This window comes from Blastococcus sp. SYSU DS0616 (assembly GCF_054051015.1).
Genome location: NZ_JBJHAJ010000046.1, coordinates 1 through 18,149, shown reverse-complemented (window position 1 = coordinate 18,149; position 18,149 = coordinate 1). Strand labels below are relative to the sequence as shown.

At 76.0% G+C, this 18,149-nt stretch carries 18 protein-coding genes; 5 read left to right on the top strand and 13 right to left on the bottom strand.

All coding sequences use genetic code 11. The features are described 5' to 3' along the window. Positions 1-207: 207 nt before the first annotated feature. The 8 genes from trpC to ACI79K_RS20725 all read right to left on the bottom strand — a co-directional run bounded on the left by trpC (position 208) and on the right by ACI79K_RS20725 (position 9,815). Positions 208-1,017, bottom strand: coding sequence for an indole-3-glycerol phosphate synthase TrpC (gene trpC / locus ACI79K_RS20760; RefSeq protein WP_456591208.1), 810 nt, complete (start codon positions 1,015-1,017; stop codon positions 208-210). Between the two features lie 153 nt (positions 1,018-1,170). Continuing rightward, the gene (locus ACI79K_RS20755) at positions 1,171-1,815 is read right to left on the bottom strand and encodes a Trp biosynthesis-associated membrane protein (protein ID WP_456600648.1); all 645 of its coding nucleotides are present in this window, start codon (positions 1,813-1,815) and stop codon (positions 1,171-1,173) included. Beyond that, positions 1,812-3,329 carry an anthranilate synthase component I gene (locus ACI79K_RS20750; RefSeq protein ID WP_456591210.1) on the bottom strand — a complete coding sequence of 506 codons (1,518 nt, stop codon included), beginning with the start codon at positions 3,327-3,329 and terminating at the stop codon, positions 1,812-1,814. Before ACI79K_RS20750 ends, ACI79K_RS20755 begins: the two co-directional genes overlap by 4 nt. Then, positions 3,326-3,703, bottom strand: a complete 378-nt coding sequence (gene hisI / locus ACI79K_RS20745; protein ID WP_456591211.1) for a phosphoribosyl-AMP cyclohydrolase — start codon at positions 3,701-3,703, stop codon at positions 3,326-3,328. Before hisI ends, ACI79K_RS20750 begins: the two co-directional genes overlap by 4 nt. Before the next feature lie 25 nt (positions 3,704-3,728). Then, positions 3,729-4,433: a hypothetical protein gene (locus tag ACI79K_RS20740; protein ID WP_456591212.1), complete on the bottom strand. Its 705-nt coding sequence runs from the start codon at positions 4,431-4,433 to the stop codon at positions 3,729-3,731. 11 nt (positions 4,434-4,444) lie between these two features. Continuing rightward, positions 4,445-6,109: an FAD-binding dehydrogenase gene (locus tag ACI79K_RS20735; protein ID WP_456600647.1), complete on the bottom strand. Its 1,665-nt coding sequence runs from the start codon at positions 6,107-6,109 to the stop codon at positions 4,445-4,447. A gap of 98 nt (positions 6,110-6,207) precedes the next feature. Beyond that, the gene (locus ACI79K_RS20730) at positions 6,208-8,043 is read right to left on the bottom strand and encodes an ABC transporter ATP-binding protein (RefSeq protein ID WP_456600646.1); all 1,836 of its coding nucleotides are present in this window, start codon (positions 8,041-8,043) and stop codon (positions 6,208-6,210) included. Continuing rightward, a complete protein-coding gene (locus ACI79K_RS20725) occupies positions 8,040-9,815 on the bottom strand; it encodes an ABC transporter ATP-binding protein (protein WP_456600645.1) in 1,776 nt (591 codons plus the stop codon). Before ACI79K_RS20725 ends, ACI79K_RS20730 begins: the two co-directional genes overlap by 4 nt. A 120-nt stretch (positions 9,816-9,935) precedes the next feature. On the opposite strand from ACI79K_RS20725, the gene ACI79K_RS20720 reads away from it, so the two are divergent. Beyond that, positions 9,936-10,559 (top strand): TIGR03085 family metal-binding protein, encoded by a 624-nt coding sequence (locus ACI79K_RS20720; protein ID WP_456600644.1) that lies wholly within the window; start codon positions 9,936-9,938, stop codon positions 10,557-10,559. Here ACI79K_RS20720 and ACI79K_RS20715 read toward each other — a convergent pair. The 5 genes from ACI79K_RS20715 to ACI79K_RS20695 form a co-directional block, all read right to left on the bottom strand. Further along, on the bottom strand, positions 10,553-12,169 hold the full coding sequence (locus ACI79K_RS20715) for a DUF3604 domain-containing protein (protein WP_456600643.1): 1,617 nt from the start codon (positions 12,167-12,169) through the stop codon (positions 10,553-10,555). The genes ACI79K_RS20720 and ACI79K_RS20715 overlap by 7 nt on opposite strands. 160 nt (positions 12,170-12,329) lie before the next feature. Next, entirely contained in the window at positions 12,330-13,124 is a 795-nt protein-coding gene (gene hisF / locus ACI79K_RS20710; protein ID WP_456597293.1) for an imidazole glycerol phosphate synthase subunit HisF, read from the bottom strand. Continuing rightward, positions 13,121-13,513 carry a RidA family protein gene (locus ACI79K_RS20705; RefSeq protein WP_456597292.1) on the bottom strand — a complete coding sequence of 131 codons (393 nt, stop codon included), beginning with the start codon at positions 13,511-13,513 and terminating at the stop codon, positions 13,121-13,123. The genes hisF and ACI79K_RS20705 overlap by 4 nt, the downstream gene beginning before the upstream one ends. Continuing rightward, positions 13,510-14,256 (bottom strand): bifunctional 1-(5-phosphoribosyl)-5-((5-phosphoribosylamino)methylideneamino)imidazole-4-carboxamide isomerase/phosphoribosylanthranilate isomerase PriA, encoded by a 747-nt coding sequence (gene priA, locus ACI79K_RS20700; protein ID WP_456591220.1) that lies wholly within the window; start codon positions 14,254-14,256, stop codon positions 13,510-13,512. The genes ACI79K_RS20705 and priA overlap by 4 nt, the downstream gene beginning before the upstream one ends. A 38-nt stretch (positions 14,257-14,294) precedes the next feature. Beyond that, positions 14,295-15,134 (bottom strand): helix-turn-helix domain-containing protein, encoded by an 840-nt coding sequence (locus tag ACI79K_RS20695; RefSeq protein ID WP_456591221.1) that lies wholly within the window; start codon positions 15,132-15,134, stop codon positions 14,295-14,297. 38 nt (positions 15,135-15,172) lie between these two features. Between ACI79K_RS20695 and ACI79K_RS20690 the strand changes: the two genes are divergently transcribed. The 4 genes from ACI79K_RS20690 to ACI79K_RS20675 all read left to right on the top strand — a co-directional run bounded on the left by ACI79K_RS20690 (position 15,173) and on the right by ACI79K_RS20675 (position 18,054). Next, positions 15,173-15,721, top strand: coding sequence for a TIGR03086 family metal-binding protein (locus tag ACI79K_RS20690; protein ID WP_456600642.1), 549 nt, complete (start codon positions 15,173-15,175; stop codon positions 15,719-15,721). Between the two features lie 29 nt (positions 15,722-15,750). Further along, entirely contained in the window at positions 15,751-16,350 is a 600-nt protein-coding gene (locus tag ACI79K_RS20685) for a nitroreductase family protein (RefSeq protein ID WP_456600641.1), read from the top strand. Positions 16,351-16,421: 71 nt separating this feature from the next. Continuing rightward, on the top strand, positions 16,422-17,648 hold the full coding sequence (locus ACI79K_RS20680; RefSeq protein ID WP_456600640.1) for a hypothetical protein: 1,227 nt from the start codon (positions 16,422-16,424) through the stop codon (positions 17,646-17,648). A gap of 112 nt (positions 17,649-17,760) precedes the next feature. Then, positions 17,761-18,054, top strand: coding sequence for a hypothetical protein (locus ACI79K_RS20675; protein ID WP_456600639.1), 294 nt, complete (start codon positions 17,761-17,763; stop codon positions 18,052-18,054). Positions 18,055-18,149 lie beyond the last annotated feature (95 nt).

Here is an 18,149-nt window from a genome sequence, read left to right as displayed (position 1 = left end):
ACGGATCAGGGTCGGCCAGCTCCCACTCCGACGGCGGGCTCACCGGCATCACGGTCACCCCGACCGCGAACCCGACACCCGACGACATACCCGCAGGTTAAGCGGGGGGTACGACAGTTTCCGCAGGTCGGAGCCGAGCGACCAGGTCCAGGACCCGGGTGACCACTTCGGGCCGACAACCCGGTTAGGACCTGGCGACGGGACGGGTCAGCGCGGGGTGCGGGGGGTGGCCGGGTGCGAGCCGGCGGTGACCAGGTCGGCGACGGCCTGGCGGGCGTCGCCGGCGGTGACCAGACCCTCGCCCACGAGCACTGCATCGGCGCCCGCGGCGGCGTAGCTGATCAGGTCGTGCGGGCCGCGGACCCCGGACTCGGCGACCTTCACGACCTCCGACGGCAGGCCGGGGGCGATCCGCTCGAAGGTCGACCGGTCGACCTGCAGGGTGGTCAGGTCGCGGGCGTTGACCCCGATCACCGAGGCGCCGGCCGCCATCGCGCGGTCGGCCTCGGCCTCGGTGTGCACCTCGACCAGCGCGGTCATGCCGAGGGACTCGACCCGCTCCAGCAGGCCGACCAGCACGTTCTGCTCCAGGGCGGCGACGATCAGCAGGACCACGTCGGCCCCGTGCGCCCGCGCCTCGTGCACCTGGTAGCTGCTGACGATGAAGTCCTTGCACAGCACCGGGACGTCGACGACGGCGCGGACGGCGGCGAGGTCGGCGTGGGATCCCCCGAAGCGACGCTGCTCGGTCAGCACGGAGATGACCCGCGCGCCACCCGCTGCGTACTGCTGCGCGAGCCGGGCCGGGTCGGCGATGTCGGCCAGGTCGCCCTTGGACGGGCTGCGCCGCTTCACCTCGGCGATCACGCCGACACCGGGTGCACGCAGGGCCGCGAGCGCGTCGCGCGCCGGCCGGGCCGCCTGCGCGGCGGCCTTCACCTCGTCCAGCGGTGTCGCGGCCTCGCGGACGGCGAGGTCCGCGCGGACACCGGCGATGATCTCGTCGAGCACGTTCACGGCGTCGTCGCAGCCTCGGCCGAGGTCCGGTGGTTGCTCATCGGCGCCACTGCTCCTCGTACGTCGATCCCGGGCGGATGGGTGGAACCACTCTAGAGGCGGGCCACGGGCCGCCCGGCCCGGGGGCGGGCATCGCGACCCTCGGCCGTTCCGCTATACGGCGGAACCGGACCGCGGCGGGGGTGGCGGCTCGGTGGGGTCCTCCCCGCGATCCAGCGCCTTCCAGGCGTCGTCCGCACGGTCCTCGTCCGAGCGCACCGGCGCCGGCCCCGCGTCCCGCTCGTAGCGCTGTCCCATCGCGGGCCAGGAGGCCCCGCGGAGGACGGTCAGCACCCCGGCGAGGACGGCCAGCACCCCGGCGGCCACGGCGAGCCCCGGCCAGACCGGCGAGATCTCCACCGCCGTCGCGGTGACGCTGGCGCCGCCGACGCCGGGCAGGTCGGCGGCGGCGTCGGCGACTCCCCCGGTCAGCACCCGGGTGCCCGACCACAGCAGGGCGCCACCGCAGGCCGCCACCAGCAGCCCGACCACCAGCCGGCCCGTCCCGCGCACCGCCAGCAGCGCGACGGCCGCGGCCAGCAGCACCAGGCCGGCGGCGGTCACCAGCGGTGCCGCGGCGCCACCGGTGAGGGTCCCGCTCACCGGCGGCAGGGGTGCCCGTCGCTCGGCGGTCACCTCCGCCCACCGCTGGCTCGCGGTCGACAGGGCCAGCGCCCCGGCCAGCGCGACGCCGACCACGGCGGCGGTCAGTTCGCGCCGTGCACCGCCGGACCGGCCCACGCCCGGGGACGAGCTCACGACAGCTCCCGCAGCCGCTCGGCCGTCGCGATCGCCGACAGCACCGCGCGCGCCTTGTGGCGGGTCTCCGCCTCCTCGGCGGCGGCGTCGCTGTCGGCCACGATCCCCGCCCCGGCCTGCACGTACGCGCGCCCCTGGTGCAGGACTGCGGTGCGGATGGCGATCGCCATGTCCATGTCGCCGCTGGCGTCGACGTAGCCGACGGTGCCCGCGTACAGGGCGCGCCGCGTCGGCTCGAGGGTGTCGATGATCGCCATGGCGCTGGGCTTCGGTGCGCCCGAGACGGTGCCCGCGGGGAAGGTCGCGTCGAAGACGTCCAGGGCGTCGCAGCCGGGCCGCACCTCGCCGGCGACGGTCGAGACCAGGTGCATCACGTGGCTGTAGTGCTCGACCCGCATGAAGTCCGGCACCTCGACGCTGCCGGGCACGCAGACCCGCCCCAGGTCGTTGCGCGCCAGGTCGACGAGCATGACGTGCTCGGCCCGCTCCTTGGGGTCGGCGAGCAGCCCCTCGGCCAGGCGCACGTCCTCCTCGGGCGTGGCGCCGCGCGGCCGGGTGCCGGCCGGCGGGTGGACGACGGCCGAGGTGCCGGCCACCGTCACCAGCGCCTCGGGTGAGGAGCCGACGACGTCGAACGGCGTCTCCCGGCCCGCGAAGCGCAGCAGGTACATGTACGGCGACGGATTGGTCGCCCGCAGCACCCGGTAGAGGTCCAGCGCCGCGACGTCGGTCTCGAGCTCGAACCGCTGGGCGAGCACCACCTGGAAGGCGTCGCCGGCCCGGATGCGCTCCCGCACCTCCTCGACCCCGGCCTGGAAGACCCCGGGCGCCAGGTTGCTGCGCACCGACGCCGGCACGTCGGCCGGCTCGAAGACCGCGACAGCCGGCGCGGCGGGCCGGACCAGCGCGGCGGCCATGGCGTCCAGCCGGGCGACCGCGTCCTCGTAGCCGGCGGCGGCGGGCTCGGCTCCGGGTCCGCGCAGGGCGTTGGCGATGAGCAGCACCGACCCGTCGCTGTGGTCCAGCACGGCCAGGTCGGTCACCAGCATCATCGCCAGCTCCGGCATGCCCAGGTCGTCGACGCTGGTGCTCGGCAGCCGCTCCAGACGGCGGACGACGTCGTAGCCCAGGTAGCCCACCAGCCCACCGGTGAGCGGGGGCAGCCCCGGCGTGCGGGGCGAGCGCAGCCGCCGCGCCAGGACCCGGACGGCCTCGAGGGGATCGGCCGGGAGGTCGTCGGTCAGCCCGGGCACGTCGTCCCCGAGCCACTGCGTGCGCCCGTCCCGCTCGGTGAGCACACCCGCGCTGCGGACGCCCACGAAGCTGTACCGCGCCCACCGCTTCCCCTGCTCGGCCGACTCCAGCAGCACCGTGCCGGGACGGTTGCCGGCCAGCTTCCGGTAGATGCCGACGGCGGTCTCGCCGTCGACCAGGAGGCGGCGGGTGACCGGGACGACCGCCGCGTCGATGCCGGCGAACTCCTCCCGCGAGGGCGAGGTGACCCCGAACCTCACGGCGCCACCCCCTGCGCGGCCGGCAGCACCCGGTGGAAGCAGCTGCGCTCGCCGGTGTGGCAGGCGGCGCCCTCCTGGTCGACGAGCAGCAGCAGCGCGTCGCCGTCGCAGTCCAGGCGCACCTCCCGCACCCACTGCCGGTGCCCGGAGGTCTCCCCCTTCACCCAGTACTCCCGCCGGCTGCGCGACCAGTAGGTGGCCCGGCCGGTGGTGAGGGTCCGGTGGACCGCCTCGTCGTCCATCCAGGCCACCATCAGCACCTCGCGGGTGTCGTGCTGCTGGACGACGGCGGCGACCAGGCCGGCCGGGTCGCGGCGCAGCAGAGCGGCGACCTCGGGGGCCAGCGCGGGTCGGGAGGGATCGGTCGCGGGCATGCCGCCAGTCTGCCGTGCCGCCCGGTCAGCCCTGCGGGGCGGTGAACCAGCTGCGCCCGCCACCGAAGAGCACGAGCCCGAGCGCGACGAGCGGGGCGGCGGCGAAGAACAGGCTGAACACGGCGAGCACCCCGCCGACGTCCTCGACCGCCGCGGCCGGCCCCAGCAGGTCGGTCAGCTTCGCCCACCAGTAGACGGCGAGCACCAGCTGGGCACCGTGCGCGGCCAGCAGCACCAGCCACGCCGTCCGGGTGCGCCGGATCAGGGCGAGGACCCCGGCGGCCACCAGCAGCGCCACCGAGATCAGCTGGACGACCGCGAGCGTGCCGCCCTCGCGGGCGAACACGTAGGCCTGGGTGGGGGCGGCACCCGGGCTCTGCTCGACCGCCATCTCCGCGAGCGAGGCGAAGAACCACACGTACAGCGACGCCACCGCGACCAGCAGCGCCTGCACGAAGCTCAGCACCGCGGCGCCGACGACCTGACCCGGCCGGCGCCCGGCCCGGGGCGGCACCGGACCGCCCGGGAACGGCGCCGTCCCGTACGGGCCGGGATAGCCGTAGCCGTAGGGGCCGGGGTAGCCGTAGGGCGGGGGGCCGTACCCGGGCGGCGGCGGACCGTAGGGCGACGCGTAGCCGGGGGGCGGCGCCGTGGGCGGCGGGCCGGTGTAGACCGGCCCCGGCTCGGTCGGCGTCGCCGGGTCCGCCCAGGGGTCGCGCGGTGCGCTCACGTCCCGCCCCGTCACAGGGCGGCCGCGAGCGCGCGACCCGCGACCCGGCCGGAGAAGAGGCAGCCGCCGAGGAAGGTGCCCTCCAGCGAGCGGTAGCCGTGCACGCCGCCACCACCGAAGCCGGCCACCTCACCGGCGGCGTAGAGGCCGCTGAAGACCTCCCCGCCCGGCCGCAGCACGCGACCGGAGAGGTCGGTCTCCAGCCCGCCGAGGCTCTTGCGGGTGATGACGTTGAGCCGGACGGCGATCAGCGGCCCGGCCTCCGGGTCGAGGATCCGGTGCGGCGGGGCGACGCGGATCAGCTTGTCGCCGAGGTAGTTGCGGGCGCCGCGGATGGCGGTGATCTGCAGGTCCTTGGTGAAGGTGTTGCCGACCTCGCGGTCGCGGGCCACGATCTCCCGCTCCACCTGGGCGAGGTCGAGCTCCGGCGTGCCGCCGGTCACGCGGTTCATGCCCGCGACCAGCTCGGGCAGGGTGCGGGCGACGACGAAGTCCTCGCCCCGGTCCAGGAACGCCTGGACGGGGCCGGAGACGCCGGCCTTCACCCGGGTGGCGAGCAGCCGGAGGTCCTTGCCGGTGAGGTCGGGGTTCTGCTCGGACCCCGACAGCGCGAACTCCTTCTCCACGATCTTGTGCGTGGCGACGAACCAGGTGTGCTCGTGGCCGGTCTGCCCGATGTGCGCGAGCGTCCCGAGCGTGTCGAACCCGGGGAACAGCGGCACCGGGAGCCGCTGGCCGGTGGCGTCGAGCCACAGCGACGAGGGGCCGGGGAGGATGCGGATGCCGTGCCGCGCCCAGACCGGCGAGTGGTTGGCGACGCCCTCGGTGTAGTGCCACATCCGGTCGCCGTTGACCATGCTGGCGCCGGCGGCGACGGTGGCCTCCTGCATCAGGCCGTCGACGTGCGCCGGGACGCCCGACAGCAGCCGCTGCGGCGCCGGACCCAGGCGCGCCGGCCAGTTCTTCCGGACGAGGTCGTGGTTGCCGCCGATCCCGCCGGAGGTGACGACGACGGCCTGCGCGGCGAGCTCGAACTCCCCGACCTCGGCGCGGGAGCTGGCCTCGCCGCGGGCGACGTCACTGGGCTCGAGCACCGCCCCGCGGACGCCGGTGACCGCTCCCCCGCTCACCACGAGCTCCGAGACCCGGTGGCGGAACCGCAGCTGCACCAGGCCGGCGTCGACGGCCGCCCGCACCCGGCGGGCGAAGGGCTCGACGATGCCCGGGCCGGTGCCCCAGACGATGTGGAAGCGCGGCACCGAGTTGCCGTGCCCGGTGGCCGTGTAGCCACCGCGCTCGGCCCACCCGACGACCGGGAAGAAGCCGATGCCCTGCTCCTTGAGCCAGGCGCGCTTCTCCCCCGCGGCGAACTGCAGGTATGCCTCGGCCCACTGCCGGGGCCAGTGGTCGCTGTCGCGGTCGAAGCCGGCGGTGCCGAACCAGTCCTGGCGGGCGAGCTCCAGCGAGTCGCGCACCCGCAGCCGGCGCTGCTCGGGCGAGTCGACGAGGAACAGCCCGCCGAAGGACCACCACGCCTGCCCGCCCAGCGACGCCTCGGGCTCCTGGTCGACCAGGATCACCCGCTTGCCGGCGTCGGCGAGCTCGGCGGTGGCGACCAGTCCGGCCAGCCCCGCTCCCACCACGACGACGTCTGCCTCGATGCGTCCGTTGTCCACAGGGCGACGCTAGCGGGCGCGCCCTGCCGGGCGCGTCCCCCCGGGCGGGCGAGTTGCGCCGCCGCGTGCGCCCCCGACGGCGCCGCCGCCGCGACGGCTCAGGCGACCGGCTCGGGCTCCCCGGTCGAGGAGCGCCGCCACGAGGCGTGCAGCCGGGCGTAGGGGCCCTCGGCGTCGACGAGCTCCGCGTGCGTGCCGCGCTGCACCACCCGGCCCGCGTCGACCACGAGCACCTCGTCGGCCCGCTCGGCGGTGGAGAGCCGGTGCGCGATGGTCAGCGTCGTCCGGCCCTGGGTGAGCGTGTCCAGCGCGCGGGTCAGCCGCCGCTCGGTGGCCGGGTCGACGGCGCTGGTCGCCTCGTCGAGCACCAGCAGGTCGGGGTCGGCCACGTACGCGCGGGCGACGGCGACCAGCTGCCGCTCGCCGGCCGACAGGGACTCCCCGCGCTGCCCGACCGCCGTCCGCACGCCCGCCGGCAGGCCGGCGACCCACCCCCCGAGACCCAGGTCGTCGAATGCGGCGACGACGTCGTCGTCGGTCATGCCCGGGCGGCCGTAGCGCACGTTGTCGGCGACGGTGGCGTCGAACAGGAACCCGTCCTGCGGCACCATCACCACCCGCGCGCGGAGCGAGGGAAAGGCGACGTCGGCCAGCGGCACCCAGCCACCGGCGTCGGAGCCGAGCAGCACCCGCCCCCCGGCCGGGTCCATGAGCCGGGTGACGAGCTTGGCGAACGTCGTCTTGCCCGAGCCGGTCTCCCCCACGATCGCCACGCGGGTGCGCGGCGCGATGGTGAGGTCGACGTCGTCGAGCGCCGCCCGCGCACCGGGCGCGTAGCGGAAGGTGACGTGCTCGAAGCGGACGCCCAGCGGCCCGGCCGGCAGCTCCCGCACCCGGTCGGGGGCGGCGACGGCGGGGTCGCGGACGTCGGGCTCGGTGTCGAGCACGTCGAGCACCCGGCGGAAGCCGGCGACGGCGTTCTGCGCCTCGTTGAGCACCTCACTGGCGGTCTGCACCGGGGCCACGAACAGGGTGACCAGGAAGAGGAAGGCCACCAGCGTGCCCGGGGTGATGTCGCCGGCCAACCCGAGGAGGACCCCGACGACCACCACGGCGGCGTTGGCGACCGCGGCGACGAACTCGCCGCTGACGAACACCGCGGCGGTCACCTTCTGCGCGTCGACCTGGGCGCGGTAGTGCCGGTCGATCGCGGCGTCCAGCCGCGCGGCGGTGCGGGCTCGCACCCCGTAGGCCCGCACGGTCGGGGCGCCGACCACCGACTCGGAGACCGCGGCGAGCACGTCGCCGACGCGCTCCCGGACCACGCCGTACACCTGCACGAGCCGGCGGGCGAACCAGCGGACGGCGAAGACCAGCGGCACGAAGCAGACCAGGACGAGCAGCGTCAGCTGCCACGAGTAGACCGCCATGACGGCGGTGGCGACGACGAGCTGCCCCACGCTGATCAGCCCGAGGACACCACCCCACTGCATGAAGACCGACAGCTGGTCGACGTCGCTGGTCACCCGGGAGACCAGCGAGCCGCGCCGCTGGCCCTGCTGGTGCAGCACGGAGAGGTCGTGCACGTGCCGGAACGCCCGCACCCGCAGACCCGCGAGGGCGGTCTCCGTCGTGCGGAACAGCCGGACGTTCATCCGGTAGACCGCGACGGCGGTGAGCACCACGACGACGGCGCAGCCGGCGACCACCCAGGTGACGAGCCCGAGATCCGGACCTCCGGGCGCACCCAGGCCGCGGTCGATGACCTGCTGCACGGCGATGGGCACCACCACGCGGCCGGCCGTGGCGACCAGGGCCAGGGCGAAGGTGACCGGCAGACCGCGCCGGAACTCCGGCATCATCCGCAGGCCGCGGCGCAGCGTGGCCAGGGCGCCCTCGGACGGGCGGTCCTCCAGCCGCGTCGCGGCGGTCACGCCGGCACCTCCGCCTGCGCGTAGGCCTGCACCAGCGCCGCGTACCCCGGCACCTCGGCCAGCAGCTGCTCGTGCGTGCCGCGGGCGACGGCTCGGCCGTCCTCGAACCAGACGACCTCGTCGGCCAGCGCGATCGTCGCCTGCCGGTAGGCGACCACCACCACGGTCGTCGGCGCCCCGCTCCCCCGCAGCGCGTCGAGGATGCGCGCCTCGACGGCGGGGTCCACGGCGCTCGTGGCGTCGTCGAGCACCAGCAGCCGGGGACGGCGGACCACGGCGCGGGCGAGCGCGAGCCGCTGCCGCTGGCCGCCGGACAGGGACGCGCCCCGCTCCCCGACCCGGGTGTCCAGGCCGTCGGGCAGCGCGGCGACGAAGTCGTCGGCCGCCGCGACGCGCAGCGCGGCCCAGACCTCGTCGTCGTCCACGGGCGCGCCGAGGGTGACGTTGCCGCGGACGGTGTCGTCGAAGAGGAAGGCGCTCTGCGCGACGAACGCCGCCTGGCCGCTCACCTCGCCCTCCCGCAGCCGGCGCAGGTCGACGCCGTCGAGCAGCACCGCGCCGTCGGCCGGGTCGACGAGGCGCACCAGCAGGCCGGCGAGGGTGGACTTGCCCGACCCGGTGGGGCCGACCACGGCCACCGTGCGGCCGGCCGGCACGTCGAAGGTGACGCCGGTCAGCGTGGGACGACTGCCCCCGTCGAACGTGAAAGCGACGTCGCGCAGCGCCACTCCGGCGCCGCCGGCACCCGCGACGGCGGCATCCGGCCCGTACGGGGTCTCCCCGGTCGCCTCGAGGACGGGGGTGACCCGGTCGAACCCGGCCAGGGCACGCGGTAGGTCGGCGAGCACCCAGCCGATGGCCCGGATCGGCAGGGCGAGCAGGGTGAACAGGTAGGCGATCGACACCAGGTCGCCGGCGTCGGTGGCGCCCTCGGCCACCCGGCCGGCGCCGATGAGCAGGACGGCGAGGGTGCCGAGGTTCGGCAGCGCCTCCATCATCGGGTCGAAGACCCCGCGCACCCGGCCGACGGCGATCAGCCCGTCGCGCAGCTCGTCGGCCCGGGCGGCGAAGCGCTCGGTCTCGGTGTCCTCGCGGCCGAGGGTCTTCACCACGAGCGCCGCGTCGAAGCTCTCGTGCGCGATCTCGCTGACCTCGGCCCGCAGCTGCTGCGCCCGCTGCATCCGCGGGCTCATCACCTGGGAGTAGACGCCGTTGGCCGCGAACACCAGTGGGAAGACCACGAGACCGACCAGCGCCAGGAGCGGGTCGGTGAGCACCAGCGCCACGCTGGTGATCGCGATCATCACCAGCGCGCCACAGGCGAACGGCAGCGGCGCGACGAAGAACCACGCCGACTCCACGTCGGAGTTGGCGTTGGAGAGCAACTGCCCCGTGGGGTGGCGCTGGTGCCAGGAGAGCGGCAGCCGCAGGTACTGGCCGGTCACCCGGCGGCGGTACTCGGCCTGCAACCGGTAGCTCATGACGCCGGCGAACAGCCGGCGGCCCAGGATGCCGACGATCTTCAGCAGGGCGACGCCGAGGATGGCGACGGCCGCCAGGGTCAGGGCGGCTGTGGTGGTGGCGCCGTCGTCGAACGAGGGCAGCAGCACCCGGTCGGTGATCTCCCCGATGACGTAGGCGCTGGCGACCGTCATGGCGCCGTAGAGGCTGCTGGCCAGCAGCGCGAGGGTGAACATGCCCGGCTGCTCGGCGATCGCCCGCCGGACGTGACGCAGCCCCCGTCGGACGACGGCGTCTCGGCGGCGGGACACGGAGCTCCTCGGGGTCGGTGCAGGCACCTGGATGCTACGCGATCGTTAGTGGGGCTAAACGACCCCGCGCACCGGTGCACGCCGGGTTTCGGGCCCGGGCTTCCTCGGTAACTCCGCCGGGTGAGCGACTCTTCCCCGTCCCTGGTCGACCGCGAGCGCGCCGCGCTGGCCGACCTCCTCGACGAGCTGGGCCCGGAGGCACCGACGTGCTGCGCGGGCTGGACCACCGCGCACCTGGCCGCGCACCTCGCCGTCCGCGACCGGCGACCCGACGCCCTCCCGGGCTACGGCCTGGAGATGCTGCCCGGCGGTGCGCGCCTGGCCTGGTGGTCGCACCGGCTGGAGGACCGGCTGCGCGGGTCGACGCCGTACGCGGAGGTGGTCGACCAGGTGCGCAGCGGACCACCGGCGTGGTCGCCGATGGCCCTGCCGGCCGCCGCGCGGGCGTTCAACCTGTCGGAGTTCGCGATCCACCACGAGGACGTCCGCCGCGCCCAGCCGGGCTGGGAGCCGCGGGACCTGCCGCGGTCGGAGCAGGACCAGCTCTGGTCGGCGGCCGCCCTCTTCGGCCGGCGGGCCGCGGGACGCCGCGGGCTGGTGCTCCGGCGCAGCGACGACCCCGGCGTGGAGAAGCGCTTCGGTGCGGGCGGTCGCACGGTCACCGGTGAGCCGATGGAGCTGCTGCTGTGGGCCTCCGGCCGCCGCGACGTCGCCCGGGTGACCGTGGCCCCCCGACGTCAGTGACCGCGGGTGAGCAGGTCCCGCAGGTCAGCCGCCTCTCCTCGCGCCGTCACCGGTGGCCGGCCGCCACCGCGGGGCCGGCGGCTGGCTCCCTCGAACCAGAACGGGCTGCTGTACGCCAGGGCCAGGTTGTTGCACGGGTGCCCTTCCGGCCCGGGGCTGAGGTTCGGCTTCGTCGGGTCGGCGATGCGCAGGACCGCCCACGAGGCGGAGTCGCGGTCGATCGGCGCGCGGAACCGGATCGGCCGGCGTTCCCTCGGATCCGGCACCCGCACCGACTCGACGTGCACCACGGTGGGGGCCCGGTCGCCGGACGTCAGGACCTGGATCTCGACCTCCTCGCCGGCGTGCTCGGGCCCGCGGTCCAGGTCCACCTCGAAGCGGACGTCGCGCGCGCGGTGGGGCACCGACCGGCCCATGAAGCTGCCCTGTGCGGTCGCGTCCAGCCGCAGGCCCCGGACGTTCGTGGCGAAGAAGTCCCGCGCCGCCAGCGCCCGGCGCACCCCGCCGCGGTCGAGCTGGTCGACCCACAGGCCCGCCCGCCCCTTGCCGTCCGGCTCCCCCCAGTCGGTGCCGTGCTCGTCGGTCACGCCGAGCAGCCCGACCCGCCAGCCGGCGTCCAGGCAGGCGACCAGCGGACTGGGGAACCCCGCCGCCCAGCCCTCGAAGAGGTAGTCGTCGCGCCGGTTCATGATCTCCATGGAGACGATCCGGTCGCTCAGCGCGGGCTCGTAGGCGAACGCGTCGAAGACCCCCGGCTCACGGTTGGGGTGGTTGAAACCCGCCAGCCCGTCGGCGCCGCCCCCGACGAGCGGGGTCTGCGGAGAGCGGCGCAGCCACTCGTAGAACAGCGCCATCCCGCGGGGCTCCGACCGGCGGATGAGGTCCAGCAGCTGCTGGCCGAGCGGCCCGAGCGGCCCGAGCGCCGCGGCGATCCCGGACTCGGTGAGGCCGAGCTGCAGCAGGCTGGAGAGGCTGAAGCCGGCGGTGCTCAGCGGATCGGTCCAGTCCTGGGTGAACCACACGTTGACGTGCCCGAGGAGCGGGCTGGACCACTCGAAGCCGCGCAGCGCGGTGAACTCGCCGGGGTCGTCGGCCGCGTCGGCGTACCGGCGGGTGTTCTCCCACGCCTGCTGGTTCATCCCGGCCAGCGAGCGGCACGGGTCCTCGCTCCCCGGCTGCGGCGGCGGGAAGGCCGCGCAGGCGTCGATCGGGCCCAGCGGCTTGGAGACCGTCGAGTGGTCGGTGAGCGCGGCCACGTCGAGACCTGCGTCCCGCATCGACTCGAAGGCCAGGGCGGGATCCCCGGAGCCGTCGGACTGGAGGCTGTGGTTGTGCAGGTCGGCGTGCGCCAGGCGCGCCCGCCGGCCGAGGCGCGACACCCGCTCGGCGCCCGCGACGCCGCGAGGCCCCAAGGGGGCGGCGAGGGCACCGGCCGGTCGCAGCAGCAGCCCGCCGGCGACGCCGGCCGCCCCCGCGGCCAGGACGTCGCGACGCCGCAGGCCGCGGTGTCCCTCGTCGGTCCGCCCGGCACCGTCCTCGTGGTCACCGCCGTGCTGGTGGTGACCACCGTGGTGGTGACCACCGTGGTGGTGGCTGCCGTGCTCCTGCATCACCGCTCCCCTCGTCTGCTCGGGGCACCGTGACCTACGGAGGTGGCGGCGGGCTGACCGGAAGGCGAACTCCCGGCGGAGGGAAGGCGTCCCCGTGATCAGCCGGCCGGGAGCAGCGCCCACCCGCGATCGGGGCCGTGCGGCGGCCTGGGGCGTCCCGCTAGCCGAGCGGGGTGTCGCCCTCGCGGCGCACCGGCACCCCGGCCGCGGCCAGACCGGCCTTGACGTCGCCGACCCGCAGCTGGCCGAAGTGGAAGACGCTCGCGGCCAGCACGGCGTCGGCGCCGGCCGCGACCGCCGGCGGGAAGTGCTCGACCGCGCCCGCTCCCCCGCTGGCGATCAGCGGGACGGCGACCTCGCGGCGCACCTGGGCGATCAGGTCGGTGTCGAAGCCGGCCCGGGTGCCGTCGGCGTCCATCGAGTTGAGCAGGATCTCCCCCACGCCGAGCTCCGCAGCCTGCACGCACCACTCCACGGCGTCGCGGCCGGTGCCCCGGCGCCCGCCGTGGGTGGTGATCTCGTACCCGGAGTCGGTGACCGCGCCGTCGCGCACCCGGCGCGCGTCCAGCGACAGCACGAGCACCTGGCTGCCGAAGCGGTGCGCGATCTCGGCGATCAGCTCGGGCCGGGCGACGGCGGCGGTGTTCACCGCGACCTTGTCCGCCCCGGCGCGCAGCAGCTTGTCGACGTCCTCGACGCCGCGCACCCCGCCGCCGACGGTGAGCGGGATGAAGACGCTCTCGGCGGTGCGGCGGACGACGTCGTAGGTCGTCTCCCGGTTCCCGGAGCTGGCGGTGATGTCCAGGAAGGTCAGCTCGTCGGCGCCCTCGGCGTCGTACACCCGGGCCATCTCCACCGGGTCGCCGGCGTCGCGCAGGTCGACGAAGTTGACGCCCTTGACCACCCGCCCGGCGTCGACGTCGAGGCACGGGATCACCCGCACGGCGAGCGTCATGCCGCGGGCTCCCGCACGGCGTCGGCCTCGATCTCCACCAGCAGCTCCGGGTCGATCAGCGCCGACACCTCGACCATCGTCGACGCCGGCCGGATGTCGCCGAACACCTCGCCGTGGGCGCGCCCGACCTCCTCCCAGCGGCTGATGTCGGTGACGTACATCCGGGTGCGGACGACGTCGGCGAGGCGGAAGCCCGCCCGCTCCAGGGAGCGTTCGATGGTGGCCAGCACCTGCCGGGTCTGCGCCGCGGCGTCGCCCGGGTGGGCGACGACGCCGTCGACGACCGCCGTCGTCCCGCTCACCCAGGCCGTGTCGCCGCGGACCACGATCCGGCTGTAGCCGACGACGGGCTCCCAGGGGTTCGCCGACCCCAGGTTGAGCACGGTCACGCGAGCTCTCCGTCGCCGTCCCCGGAGGCGACCCGGAGCGCCTCGGGCAGGGTGAACTGGCCGGCGTAGAGCGCCTTGCCGACGATGGCGCCCTCGACGCCGATCGTCGTCAGCCCGGCCAGGGCGCGGATGTCGTCGAGCGAGCTGACCCCGCCCGAGGCGATCACCGGCCGGGCCGTCGCGGCGCAGACCTCCCGCAGCAGGTCGAGGTTCGGCCCCTTGAGCGTGCCGTCCTTGGTGATGTCGGTGACGACGTAGCGGGCGCAGCCCTCGGCGTCCAGCCGGGCGAGGGTCTCGTACAGCTCCCCGCCCTCCTGGGTCCAGCCGCGGGCGGCCAGCCGGGTGCCGCGGACGTCGAGGCCGACGGCGATCCGGTCGCCGTGCTCGGCGATGGCCCGGGCGCACCACTCCGGCGACTCCAGGGCGGCGGTGCCGAGGTTCACCCGCCGGCAGCCGGTGGCCAGCGCCGCCTCGAGCGACGCGTCGTCCCGGATGCCCCCGGAGAGCTCGACGTCGACGTCGAGCTCACCGACCACGCGGGCCAGGAGTTCGCGGTTGCTCCCCCGGCCGAAGGCGGCGTCGAGGTCGACCAGGTGCACCCACTCCGCGCCGTCGCGCTGCCACTGCAACGCGGCGTCGAGGGGGTCGCCGTAGGAGGTGGCGCTCCCGGCCTCCCCCTGCACGAGACGGACGGCCTGGCCGTCGGCGACGTCGACGGCGGGGAGCAGCTGCAGCTTCGGCACGGTGACCAGCGTAGGGACCGCCCCGGCCGGCGTCGGCGTCAGCTCCCCGGCGCGTACCGGGCGGCGAACCGGCCGGGGGTCATGGCGGTCACCCGGGCGAAGTCGCGGGTGAAGTGCGCCTGGTCGGCGTAGCCCAGCGCCGCCGCCACCTCGCCGAGGTTCGCCGGGGCGCCGCGCAGCCGCTCGGCGGCCTCCTGCAGCCGGCGGCGCTGGATGAGCCACTTCGGGCTCAGCCCCAGCCGGCGCCGGACCAGCCGCTGGAGGGACCGCTCGGAGAGGTCGAAGCGCTCGCAGACCTGGGCCACGCGGACGACCTCGCGGTTCCCCTCCACGAAGGCGACGACCTCGTTGACCAGCCGGCCCTCCTCGTCCACCGGCAGGCAGGGCCGCAGCGCGTCGCCGAACGCGGCCATCGCCGCCGTGTGCCCCTCCGGCGCGTGCGGGTCCGGGCCCATCGCCGCACGGACCCGCTCGGTCAGCCGCTCCCCCCGGTCGCCCAGGACGTCGGCGACGTCGACGTGCCGGTCGGTGAACCCGCTCATCGGCCCGCCCGCGATCAGCGCCCCCGCGGCGGGTGCGCACATGACGCCGACCGCCCAGCCCGCGCCGGTCAGCCTGGTCACCGACAGCCCCGGGACGACGCCGTAGAACCGGGCGTAGTCCCGGGCGACGACGACCAGCGCCACCGGGTACTGCAGCACCGCCTGCGGCGCCTCCTCCCCCGGCGGCACCGACCACACCGGGATCCAGAAGCGCTGGAGGAACCCGTCGAACTCAGCCGGTGCGGCGTACCGGTACATGGCGTGGGACGCGTCGCCGGGGTCTCTGAGGTGCGCCCGCTCCACGAGGTCCATCGCGGCGGGGCTGTCGGGTTCCATCAAGACCGAGCCTGCCGCACGCTCCTACGTTCCGGGGCATGAACCGCACCGCCGCGAGCCACCAGGCAGCCGACCGTCCCCTCCGCCAGCTCCTCGACGCCGTGCCCCCGGCCGGCTGGGCCCGCCCCTCGCCGTGCGAGGGCTGGACCGCCGCCGACGTCGTCGGGCACCTGATCGGCACGCAACGGGACTTCCTCACCACGCACGGCGTCGACCTCGGGGGCGCGCCGGACGTCGCCGCCGACCCGGCCGCCGCCTGGCGCGAGCACGCGGAGCGGGTGGCCGGGGCCGTGTCCGACGACGCCGTGGCGGCCCGGGAGTTCGACGGCTTCTTCGGTCCGACGACGGTCGGCGCGGCCTTCGAGCAGTTCTACGTCTGGGACATGGTCGTGCACCGCTGGGACCTCGCCCGCGCGGTCGGCACCGATGCCGGGCTCACCGCCGAGGAGCTCGACCGGATCGAGGCCGGCGCGGACGGCTTCGGCCCGGCCCTGCACATGGACGGGATCTGCCGCCCCGCCGTCGAGGTGCCCGGGGACGCCGACCGCACCACGCGGGTGCTGGCCCGGCTCGGGCGGAGCGCCTGACCCGGTCGCGCGGGTGACAGGCTGGGGTCGTGGAGTTCGCCGACGTCGTCCGCCGTCGCCGCATGGTGCGCGACTACGACCCCGACCGCCCGGTGCCGCCGGAGGTGCGCGAGCGGCTGCTGGCGCACGCCATCCGGGCGCCGTCGGCCGGCTTCAGCCAGGGCTGGGCGTTCCTGGTGCTGGAGACGCCCGAGGAGCGCGACCGGTTCTGGACGGCCACCACCGACGAGGGTGCACCCGACCGGTGGCTCACCCGCATGCGCCGGGCGCCGCTGCTGATCGTGCCGCTGGCCAACAAGAGCGCCTACCTCGACCGCTACGCCGAGCCGGACAAGGGCTGGACCGACCGCGACGAGGCCCGCTGGCCGGTGCCGTACTGGGACGTCGACGCGGGGATGGCGTCGCTGCTGATGCTGCTGACCGCCGTCGACGAGGGGCTCGGCGCCTGCTTCTTCGGCGTTCCCGGGGAGCGGGTCGAGGCGTTCCGGGCGGCGTTCGGTGTGCCGGAGGAGTACCGGCCGGTCGGCTGCGTGTCGGTCGGCTACCCCGGGGGCGACGACCGCCGCTCCCCGTCGCTGCGCCGCGGCCGGCGGGGGGTCGACGAGGTCGTGCACCGCGGCCGCTGGTGACCGGACGGCCGGTGAGAGCGTCCTCATCCCGGTCTCACCGGCCGCTCACCTCGCGGAGCGAGGGTGACCGCGTGGACACTGCCCGGCTCGATCCACCCCCCGTGCCGCCGTGGTGGCCGCCCTCGCTGCAGGTCCTGCTCGGCGAACCCGCCGGTGATCTGTGGACCACTGTCCTCGACCCGCTCTCCGGCCGGCTGCGCACCCTGACGGCGACCTCGGTGAACCTGCGCGCCGACGGTTCCGCCACCGTCCGGTGGACCGCGGTGGTCGACTGGGCCGACGGCCGGTCCACCCGCGAGTCCCTCGCCGCCACGACCGGGGCGGCGATCCCCCCGGGCGCCGCCGTGCTGGAGGGCGAGGTCGCCGGCCGGCCGGTCACCGTGGGCGCGTGGCGGTGGCCGCTGGACCCCGCGCTGCCGGGCCTGGCCTGGGCCACCTCGGCGGCGCGGACCGCGCGGCAGCTGGGCGCCCTGGGCATCGACGTCGGCAGCCCCAGGCTGCGGCTGCGCGCCTACCGCCCGGGGCGCCGGGCCGTGGTCGAGGTCGCCTCCCCGGCCGGGCGCTGGTTCCTCAAGGTGGTGCGTCCAGCGGCGGTCGCGGAGCTGGTCGCCCGTCACGCCGCCCTGGCCCCGGCGGTGCCGGTGCCGCCGGTGCTGGCGAGCACCGGGGACGGGGTCGTCGTGCTGCCGGGGCTGCCGGGCACGTCGATGCGGTCGGCGCTGACCGGAGACGCCGCGGAACTGCCCGACCCGCGGTCGCTGGAGGCGCTGCTGGACCGGCTACCCGAGCTCCCCGCCGCGGCGCGGCGCCGGAACCCGGGCGACCCGCTTCCGCCGGTGCGGTCGCACGCCCACGTGCTGGCCACGCTCTACCCTCCCCTGACGTCGCGCCTGGACCGGCTCACCGCGGCGGTGGCCGCAGGTGCCGGTCAGCACCCGCTGGTCCCGGTGCACGGCGACTTCTACGAGGCACAGCTGCTCGTGGATGCCGGGACGGTGGTCGGCCTGCTCGACGTGGACACCGCCGGGGCGGGCGCCCGGATCGACGACTGGGCCACCCTCCTGGGCCACCTCGTCCTTCTGGAGCACCTCTCCGGCCACTCGGCGCCGATCGCCGCCTACCGGGAACGGGTGCAGGAGCTGCTCGCCGGGCGCTGGCCGGAGGGCCAGTTGCGGTCGCGGGTGGCCGGTGTCCTGGTGGGGCTCGCCACCGGCCCGTTTCGGGTGCAGCAGCCGGACCGGGCTCCCGCCACCGAGGCCCGGGTCGCCCTGGCCGAGGAGTGGGCCGGTGTGCGGTGAGCGCGCGCCCGCCGACATGAGAGAGGGCTCATCGCGCTTTCCTGGCGGCCTCACCTGCGCCGGGCACCGTGGTCCACGTCAGCGCACCACCCGCTCCGGAGGAGGAACGCCCATGACCCGCAAGCCCGCCGCCACCTGGAAGGTCGTCACCGTCGGCACTGCGCTCACCGGGCTAGGTCTGGCCGGGATCGGCGTCGCCACGGCCGACGACGGGGCCCCGTCCACGCCCGCCGCCGTCGCCGTCGCCGCCGACGACAGCCCCGACGACACGCCCGACGCCCCCGACGCCGCCGTGGGCGACGTGGACGCCTCCCCGGAGACGGCGGACTCGCCCGCCGAGAGCCCCGTCGACCAGACCCCCGAAACCCACACCCCCGACACCGACACCCCGGACACCGACGACTGAGGGCGGGGGGGGGGGGGGGGGGGGGGGGGGGGGGGGGGGGGGGGGGGGGGGGGGGGGGGGGGGGGGGGGGGGGGGGGGGGGGTGGGGCTCGAGCA